At 38.3% G+C, this 9,158-nt stretch carries 12 protein-coding genes; all 12 read right to left on the minus strand.

Annotation, left to right across the window (positions count from 1 at the left end):
* Positions 1–595, minus strand: a 595-nt coding sequence (locus PHV30_11025; GenBank protein ID MDD5457544.1) for a hypothetical protein, incomplete at its 3' end; no start/stop codon positions are given.
* A complete protein-coding gene (gene uvrC, locus PHV30_11030) occupies positions 595–2,190 on the minus strand; it encodes an excinuclease ABC subunit UvrC (GenBank protein MDD5457545.1) in 1,596 nt (531 codons plus the stop codon). The genes uvrC and PHV30_11025, both read right to left, overlap by 1 nt.
* 15 nt (positions 2,191–2,205) lie before the next feature.
* Positions 2,206–2,871 carry a 50S ribosomal protein L9 gene (gene rplI, locus PHV30_11035; GenBank protein MDD5457546.1) on the minus strand — a complete coding sequence of 222 codons (666 nt, stop codon included), beginning with the start codon at positions 2,869–2,871 and terminating at the stop codon, positions 2,206–2,208.
* Positions 2,872–2,942: 71 nt separating this feature from the next.
* Positions 2,943–3,209, minus strand: a complete 267-nt coding sequence (gene rpsR / locus PHV30_11040; protein MDD5457547.1) for a 30S ribosomal protein S18 — start codon at positions 3,207–3,209, stop codon at positions 2,943–2,945.
* Between the two features lie 33 nt (positions 3,210–3,242).
* Entirely contained in the window at positions 3,243–3,629 is a 387-nt protein-coding gene (gene ssb / locus PHV30_11045; GenBank protein ID MDD5457548.1) for a single-stranded DNA-binding protein, read from the minus strand.
* A 39-nt stretch (positions 3,630–3,668) separates the two neighbouring features.
* On the minus strand, positions 3,669–4,058 hold the full coding sequence (locus tag PHV30_11050; protein MDD5457549.1) for a single-stranded DNA-binding protein: 390 nt from the start codon (positions 4,056–4,058) through the stop codon (positions 3,669–3,671).
* A gap of 5 nt (positions 4,059–4,063) precedes the next feature.
* Positions 4,064–4,384 (minus strand): 30S ribosomal protein S6, encoded by a 321-nt coding sequence (gene rpsF / locus PHV30_11055; GenBank protein MDD5457550.1) that lies wholly within the window; start codon positions 4,382–4,384, stop codon positions 4,064–4,066.
* 125 nt (positions 4,385–4,509) lie between these two features.
* Entirely contained in the window at positions 4,510–5,586 is a 1,077-nt protein-coding gene (gene hypD, locus PHV30_11060; protein ID MDD5457551.1) for a hydrogenase formation protein HypD, read from the minus strand.
* A 101-nt stretch (positions 5,587–5,687) separates the two neighbouring features.
* Entirely contained in the window at positions 5,688–5,900 is a 213-nt protein-coding gene (locus PHV30_11065) for a HypC/HybG/HupF family hydrogenase formation chaperone (protein ID MDD5457552.1), read from the minus strand.
* 67 nt (positions 5,901–5,967) lie between these two features.
* Entirely contained in the window at positions 5,968–6,963 is a 996-nt protein-coding gene (locus tag PHV30_11070; GenBank protein ID MDD5457553.1) for a hypothetical protein, read from the minus strand.
* Between the two features lie 8 nt (positions 6,964–6,971).
* Positions 6,972–7,877: a hypothetical protein gene (locus PHV30_11075; GenBank protein MDD5457554.1), complete on the minus strand. Its 906-nt coding sequence runs from the start codon at positions 7,875–7,877 to the stop codon at positions 6,972–6,974.
* Between the two features lie 111 nt (positions 7,878–7,988).
* Positions 7,989–9,158, minus strand: a 1,170-nt coding sequence (locus PHV30_11080) for a carbamoyltransferase HypF (protein MDD5457555.1), incomplete at its 5' end; no start/stop codon positions are given.

Here is a 9,158-nt window from a genome sequence, read left to right on the forward strand (position 1 = left end):
TATTTTTATTCTTTTGTATTTGATCTTTAAGGATACCGATATATTCTTCTTTATCTTTTAAAAAACTCAGTTTATCATTTAATTTGGCCTGTTTTGTCATTAAGTGTTCTTTTCTTTCCCTGATATCCTTTAAAAAATTAACATTGGTAGTGATCATGGTTTCAAAAAAATACATGTCGTTCAGGTACTCAGGCAATTCTTCCACATTAAATAAATCCTCAATAAAATTGGTATTTCCCAGACGATAATATTGGTCAAACTTTTTTGACAGACTGCCCAGAGCTTCATCAAATTTTACTTTCTCTTTTTGAATCTCCAGTTGCATATTGGTTATTTCTACCTTGGTCAGAGAAATCTGTCCGTTAACTTTTATCTGATTTTTATTTTGTTTATCCAGGTCTGATTCAATTATTTTTAAAGAATTTTGAATAACTTGTGCTTTTTTTTCAGTCTGGCTGAGATTGATACGTTGCTGTTCCATCTGCTTGTTAATAGTTTCCAGCTCTTTTTTCTTCTGACTGATAATATCGTCATTACCGCTATTGGCGGCGTATAAAAAAGATATAAGAATAACACTCAGAACTGTCAGTCTCATTAATGTAAAACCTTTTTTCTTTTAGTCCTTTGAAAACTTATTGCGAACCTGTGAGCCTCATCCCGGACCTGTTGTAAAAATTGCAAACCGGGATGTCTTTTTTCTAATTTTACTCCATCCTTAAATTTCGGCAAGTAAAGCGTTTCCTCTTTTTTGGCTAACGACAAAATATCCCGGTCTTTTATTTTCAACTCGTCTAACGCGGATAAAGCAGCGTTCAACTGGCTTATCCCGCCATCAATAAGGACTAAATCGGGCCTTTGCCCCAGAGGCGTACTGCGAAAAAACCTGGAAACAACTTCGCGGATAGACGCATAATCATCGCTGTCTTCCACTGTCCTGATATTGTATTTTCTGTAATTATCTTTAACAGGCAGCCCGTTTTTAAAATAAACCATTGCTCCTACAATATTTGTACCGCCCAGATGAGAAATATCAATACCGATAACGGAATTGGGAGTTTTTTTCAAATCAAGCTCTTTTTTAAGCCGGCGGGCCACATCTGCATAAGAAATTTCATTTTTTATTTCCAGCTTTCTCTTTAATGTAAAATAAGCGTTATGCTTGAGCATTTCCATGATAGTCTGATGATAACTTTCCCGGGCTATGACCACGCGAACCTTTTGGCTTTTATAGTATTGAATAAAACTTTTATCCTCAACAGGAACATCCAGTACTATTTCATTAGGATAATCCGTATAAAGTGTATAAAACCTGTTAACACAATTCTTAATCAGTTCTTCCCTGTCCAGGACAAAATCGTTTTCCACATCAAAGCTGAAATTCTGAATTAAACAACCTTCTTTTACTCTGAATACCTGAAAGATAGATTGATCGTCATAGGAAAGCATACCAAAAAAATCGATATTTTTCTTGCTGTCGATATTCTCCATGCTCTGTTTTTCCTTGAGCATCCGGATTGCCTCAATCTGATCCCTGTACTTTACAGCTTCCTCATAATTCTGTTCACGGCTGGACTGCCGCATTCTTTCCTCCAGAATGAGGATGAGCCTGTTATACCGACCTTCCAGCAATAAGGTTATTTCCTTTACTTTGTCTTTGTACTGCTCGTAGGATATGGCTTTAATACATGGAGCTGTGCAGGAACCGATATGATAATACAAACAGGGGACTTTCTTTTTATGATAATTCTTACAACGTCTCAAACCGAAATGGTCACGAATTATATCCAGCAGATGATTTACCTGCACATGGGACACATAGGGACCGAAATACAGAGCATTGTCCTTTTCGCGAATTCTGGTCTTTATTACCCGGGGATAATCATCATCAAGTTCTATTTTCAGATAGGGATAGGTTTTGCTGTCTTTTAAGCGGGTATTATAACGCGGATAACACTTTTTTATGTACTGGTTTTCCAGAATATAAGCTTCTGTATCATTTTGTGTAATAATTACATCAATGTCTGTTATTCTTTGCAACAAACGCTCGATTTTCGGCATTTGCTCACGATTAAAGTAGCTGGTTACTCGTCTCTTCAGATTTTTGGCTTTGCCAACATAAAGGATTGTGCCCTCAGCATCCTTCATCAGATAAATGCCGGGCGATTGAGGAATAGTGCTGATTTCAATCAAAGAAGTCGGGGCTCTTTAATTATCAGATTGTTCTTCGGTTTTTTCTTCAGCTTTTTCTTCGGATTTCTCTTCTGATTTTTTTCTTTTAGTTCTTGGTTTTTTTGCTTCCTGCGGAGCCTCTTCAGCTTCAGCTTCTGCTGCTTCTACTTCTATATCAGCATCTTCCTCTATGGCCTTTGCCTTTGCCGCTTTTGCTCTTACAGGCTTTGCCACTTCCTCTTCATCTTCTTCTATTTTTTCCACTTTAACAATTACAGGAATAACCACGTCAACACCTGTATATAATTTAATTTTGGCTGAATACTGACCTGCGGTCTTGATATGAGTATTCAGTGCAACCTTTTTCTTGCTTATCTCCAGCCCTGTTTTTTCTTTAATCTGCTCAACAATCTGCTCTGTTGTAATACTACCGAAAATATGGCCTGTAATACCGGCTTTAGCTGTAAATTCACAAGATATTTTTTTAATCTGTTCAGCCTGGGTCTGATGTTCTTTACGTTCTTTTTCAATTTTTCTATTTTGCTGCGCAAGCGCGTTTTTCATAACCGACAAATTGCTTTCAGAAGCAACCAACGCTTTTTTATTCGGCAACAAATAGTTTTTCGCAAAACCTTTTTTAACAGTGACAACAGTTCCTTTGTCTCCTAATTTAACATCATCTTCAAGTAATATTACTTTCATTTATTTAACCTCCGATATTCAGGGATTTCTCAAAATTCCCTTTTTACAATTTATAAATTTTTATCGACAGACTAATCAAGAACAGTCGGAACAAGCCCGATAATCCTGGCTTTTTTTATCGCTCTGGCCAGAGACCTTTGATGTTTGGGACATAGTCCGGTAAGTCTGCGCGGGCCGATTTTGCCCCGGTCTGTCATATTTCTTTTTAAAATATTTGTATCTTTATAATCAATACCTTCCATATTAGCCGCGCACATAGCGCATGGTTTTCTTTTTATTCTTCTAAATTTAACCTGTCGATTGTTATTATTACCTGAATCTCTCTTGTCTCTGCTCAAATTCGGCCTCCTTTATTTTATTGTTTTATTTGATTAAAAAGGAATTTCATCGTCACCGGCTGATTCTTTGGGACTATTGTCCGCTGCTACATCACCGGCTTCAGTAGTTTTCCTTGATAAAATCTGCACATTATCAGCCAGTACTTCGGCTGTCATTCTTGTTTTACCTTCCTTTTCGTAGGAATCAACCTGCAAACGGCCTTCAACTGCTACTGTTTTACCTTTGGTTAAATACTCACCGGCAAATTCAGCCAGCTTTCTCCAGGTCAGTATCCTGATAAAATCAGCTTCCTGGTTATCCGCAGATTTAAATCTGCGGTTGACCGCGATTGTAAAACGGGTTACAGGAATACCTGCTGTTGTAAACCTCATTTCCGGATCACGTGTTAAATTGCCTATCAAAAACACCTTATTATACATATCTCTTACCTCTTACCCCTTATCTCTTTTCACTTATCCCTAAAAAGGAATATCATCCTCGGTTGTTTCTTCTTTAACTTCTTCTTTGGTTTCAGCTTTATGCGCGCCTGCATTTTTACCGGTCATGGGCGCGGTGTAATTAGCCACTACTTCAGTAATCCAGGTACGATCGCCGGCTTTATCATCCATGGTACGCACTTGTATGCGTCCTTCCACCAATACCAGCATATTTTTTTTGAAATCGTTGGCATCTTGTTCGGCGAGCTTGCCCCAGCTCACTATATTAATAATATCGGTTTTATTGTTCTGGGCAAACGGCCTGTCTACCTCCAATGCGTATTTGGTTAGAGAAGTACCTTCTGTAGTTACCCTGATTTCCGGGTCTGCTGTAAGTTTTCCTATCAATACAATTTTATTTAATGAACTCATAATCCTTATGCAGCCTTAACTTCCTCTGTTTTTACCTCAACAACTCTGGATATCATATGACGAATAATAGAATCGTCAATTTTCATGGCATAATTTAACTTCTCAATATTATGTTTGTCGTCAACAAAATTAATCAGGACATAGTAAGCATCCAGTAATTTTTTGAACTTGGCGAACTTGACCATTACTTCTCTTTCGCCCCATTTTTCCGCGCCCACGAACTGGCCGTTATTCTCATTAATAAATTTTTCATACTTTTTTAAAAGTTCGTCAATTTTTTCATCAGAAAGTTCAGGTTTTATTAAAATTATCGCTTCATATTTCATGTAATTACTCCTTGGTATAAATATAATCTGCTTCTTTAAAGAAAGAGCAAACGTGATTATAGCATACCTTTTTTTGGCTGGATAGAGTGCTCCTAACCGAGAATCCACAGAACCGGACCTCATCACTAATCATACTGGTAATAAGCAGCGCAAGCTCCTTCGCTGGAAACCATGCAAGCGCCTACCGGAGAGGCCGGTGTGCAGACTTTTCCGAACAGTTTACATTTTTTTGGGGTAATGAGACCTTTTAAAACATCACCGCATACACAACCTTTATTATAAACCGTCTTTTCCGCCTTTACATCAATGTTAACTTCCACGTCAAACTCTTTGAACTCCGGCTTCATTTTCAAGCCGCTATTCTTGATAATGCCAAGCCCTCTCCACAAGTCGTCCCCGGGCTGAAAAACTTCGTTCATTATTTGCCGGGCCAGCAAATTACCTTCGGGCTTCACAGCTCTTTTATATTGAATTTCCACAGCAGGTTTGCCGGCTTCAAACTGCTTAACCAGCATAAGTATTGTCTGCAGGAGATCTACAGGCTCGAAACCTGAAACCACACAACCCACTTTGAATTTCCTGGGGAAAGGCTCATATATGCCGGCACCTGTAATTGTAGACACATGTCCGGGACAGATATAGCCATCTATTTTTACACCCTCATTGATTAAAGCTTCCATAGCCGGAGGCATAAGCTTGTGCGCGCTGTATACATAATAGTTTTTTACTTTTTCTGCCCTGGCCTGTTCTATAGATGCGGCCACGGTTGGAGCAGTGGTCTCAAATCCAATTCCCAGAAAAATAATTTTCTTCCCGGGATTTTCCTGGGCCAGAGATACAGCATCAGAGGGAGTATAAACCATGCGGATATCACTGCCCTGTGCTTTTTCTCCGGCCAGAGTTGAACTTGAGCCGGGAACACGCATCAGGTCCCCGAAGGTAGTTATAATAACATCCTTTACTCTGCTGAAAGCAATAGCGGTATCTATATATTTCTGATCAGTTACACAAACCGGACAACCCGGACCGGACAATAGTGTAATATTTTCAGGCAGAAGACTTTTCAGGCCAAACTTATGAATAGCCATGGTGTGACCGCCACAAATTTCCATGAGCCTTACAGGTTTTTTGGAAACCGTTTTTATCTCGTTTATAAGCGTTTGAACTAATTGTTGATTGCGAAATTCATCAATATATTTCATGCCGCCTCACCCTGTCGCTTCCGCGACATCCCTCTCCACTGGTGGAGAAGGAAAAATCGTAAAATTATTAAAAAATAAACAAGCTAGCTAGAACATATTTTTCATTCTATCATTTCTCTGATCAGATTAAGTGTTTCCCTGGCTTCCGCAGGATCAATTTTCTCTATAGCATACCCGGAATGCAGCAAAACAAAATCGCCGACTTTGACCTTTTTCATAAGGTCAAGCCTGATATTAACTTTGGTCCCGCCCACACTGGCAACAGCTTTTTTTTCTTCAATACTTATTATTTCAGCCGGAATACTAAGACACATATGCGCAGTATTATACTCATGTTGCTTATGATTGTGAAACTATTTTTAAGGTAGCACAGTTACTATTTTAAAAAGGCAACCCGTCATCTTTATCCTCCCCGAACAACCTTTCCACGCCTGCTGCAAAAAGCAGTATCGGTGATAGCAAAAGCGTAATAGGATCTTTCCAAATAGATTTGAATAAGTAAGAAAAAGTCTTTCTGTCAGTAGGAACTTTATAGCCTTTAGCATAATTTTTACGCCAATTGTTCATGATTGTAAAACTATCGGAGTTGGCGGTAACTATATCGTTAGGCTCAGATAGATCAACCAGGATGTTTTCATTACCGTTATAATATCTAGTATGTAAAGATATGGTTATCTTCTGATAATTATTTCTTTCCGCGTCCTTCAGCAATTCCATGATCAACCTGTCCGGGATCAATAATTTTTGATAACGTTCTTTGTCCATCTCCAGATTAGCACGAACTTCAGGCTTATCAATTTTTGTTATAAATCTGTGCAACACCAAAATGTCAGGTCTGGCCAGTATTGTAAATACCTTTTCATGCCCTTTGATTTTCAGCTCCAGTTCATAAGAATTCCCCCCTCTCCAGATCAGCTCCTCTCTTTCGATTTCAATACCATAATGCTTGCCGCTCTCCCCCAATAAAATTGTATTTTGAACTTCTGTTGTTTTAAAAATTTGAGATGATTCTGATCTCGCCATTATTCCAAGTTCCTGCAGATACTTAACAATTTTCCCGAAAGTAACCTCAGTATTGCTCGAAAAATTTTGCAGGCATTGCCAGAGACCGATTTTATTTGCCGCGATATTTCCTCCAGACGGCTTTTTATCCGTAGCAAGAAATTGTAACTCCGGCAAAATGGCGAAAACTTCACGCAATCCTTTTCCACCTTGCAGCATATGAACATTTGCCATCAATTCATTGAGGTTGTCTTTAATTTCGGGAAGTAATACTTTCCCATCGTAAATATCTCTTAACAGAGAGAAAAGTTTTCCCTGTTCTTTAGAAAAGGTTGGTTTAGTTCTCAATTGATTAATCGCTAATATTTTATTCATTTTATAATTTACAGACCTGAATCCGCAGGTTTATCTAGCATGCCATGAAAAAAAATCATAATTGGGTTCCTGGTAATTTTATATCCTTTTTTGTAATTTTTACGCCAATTGGACAAAATTCGTACTTTTGTATGTTCAGTGAGCGTGGCTTCTTTCGGATTATGTAAATTAACAAATATATTATTACTTTCAATATTAATATAAATTTCCCGATAACCCTTTTGCCTGGCAAAGGAAACTAACTCGAATATAAATTGATCCGGGACCAATAAATTTATATAATAATCTTTATCTGTTTCCAGCTTATCACGATATTTTTGATCAACTTTGGCGAGAAATTTATGCAGGACCATAATATTGGGTTTACTCCAAATCAAAAAAGGGTCCTGGTGATCTTTGATTTTTATTATCAAACCCAGACCTTTTTTTTCTCCCAGGGATGTTATGTCTTCCTTAACTACTTTGATGCCATATTTGTTGTAGGTATTTAATAAAACAACATCATTAGCTACAGGGTTATGGCTTGTTGTATCTTGAATTTTTTCATCGGGTTTAATTTCTATTATTCCCAGTTCCTGAAGATACTTAATAATTTTTCCGAAAGCAACATCAATATTGTTCGAAAAATTCTGCAGGCATTGCCAAAGACCGACTTTATTGGGCTCTATATTTTCAGTAGGTTTTGAGCCATTTACTAAGTATTGCAAGCCTTCAATGCGACCAAATACCTCTTTCAATCCCTTGCCGCTTTTTTGGGAATAAATTACAGCCATCAATTCTTTGAGCCTGATTTCTTCCTCTGTGGAAATCATTTTTCTCCCCGAAATATTTGTTAGCAAATAAAGCAAGAACTCCTGTTCTATAGACAAACTCTTCTTTTTATTCGGGTTGTTAATTGCCAATATTTTATTCATTTGCATAGTGATACATTTTTTACAAAAGCAAAATTTCTTACATCAATGTATCGTTTGCCGAATTATTAAGTTTCAGTTAGTTTTGCTCAGAAGATTTTTGCCGGAAAAAGTTTATATTCCGGCTGCGCCAATCGCTATCTGCCCCAGAGCAATCCCGCCGTCATTGGTTGGAACAAGCTCATGACTATATACTTCAAACTTTTCTTTTTTTAACCCTATTTCCGTATTTTCGAGCAGGTATCTGTTTTGGAAACAACCTCCGGAGAGAACTATCTTGTTTATAGCGGTATCTCTTCTTATTTTTTTTGCAACTTTAATTATCATTTTGATAACAGTATTGTGAAACTTCAGAGAAATAAAAGCATTTTCCACACCTCTCTGCAAATCTTCAACTATAGCTTTTATCATAGGCCTTAAATCGATTGTATTTCCAAGTTGATACGAATAAACTTCACCGATTCTCCCTCCTCTTCCTTCCTCCTTCTCCCTTCTTCCTTCTTCCTTCATCCTTCCTCCCTCAGAGCCCCGAGCCTGATTCATCTCAGCCTCAAGCAACATAGCCGCTTCCGCCTCGTACCTGGATTCCAGACAAATACCGAGAAGCGCTGACACAGCATCAAAAAGCCTGCCCATGCTGGAAGTAAGCGGACAATTAATGTTTTTATCCATCATGGTCAAAATAGCATCTATTTTCTGCATTTTTATTTTGTTAACTACAGGAATATTCAGTTTTAAGAAGTCTTTTCCGTAACTATGATAAAGATAAGCCACCGCCATGCGCCACGGTTCTTTTATGGCCAGCTCGCCGCCGGGCGTCTGCACATAATCAAGATGAGCCAACCTTTCAAATCCTTGCAAATCAGCAGTCAAAAACTCTCCGCCCCAAATATTACCGTCTGCTCCCAGCCCTGTTCCGTCCAGGCTGATACCTATGACATTTTCCCGCAAACCATGTTCTGCCAGGCAGGATGCTATGTGCGCATAATGATGCTGCACGGCTAAAGCTGGTAATTTGATACTATTGGCATATTCGGTGGACAAATAGTCAGGGTGCAGGTCATGAATTACCCGTGCCGGCTTTACCCGAAATAGTCTTAAAAATCTTTGCAGTGATTCCTTGAAAAAATCAAAAGTTTCATTATTTTTCAGGTCTCCTATATACTGGCTCAAGATAATTTCGTTGCCTTTACCGACAGCGAAACAATTTTTCTGTTCAGCTCCAACAGCGATCAAACCTTCAACATTCATCCCATTAAGCGTTACCACAGAAGGAGCATAACC

This window comes from Candidatus Margulisiibacteriota bacterium (assembly GCA_028715625.1).
Classification (GTDB): domain Bacteria; phylum Margulisbacteria; class Riflemargulisbacteria; order GWF2-35-9; family GWF2-35-9; genus JAQURL01.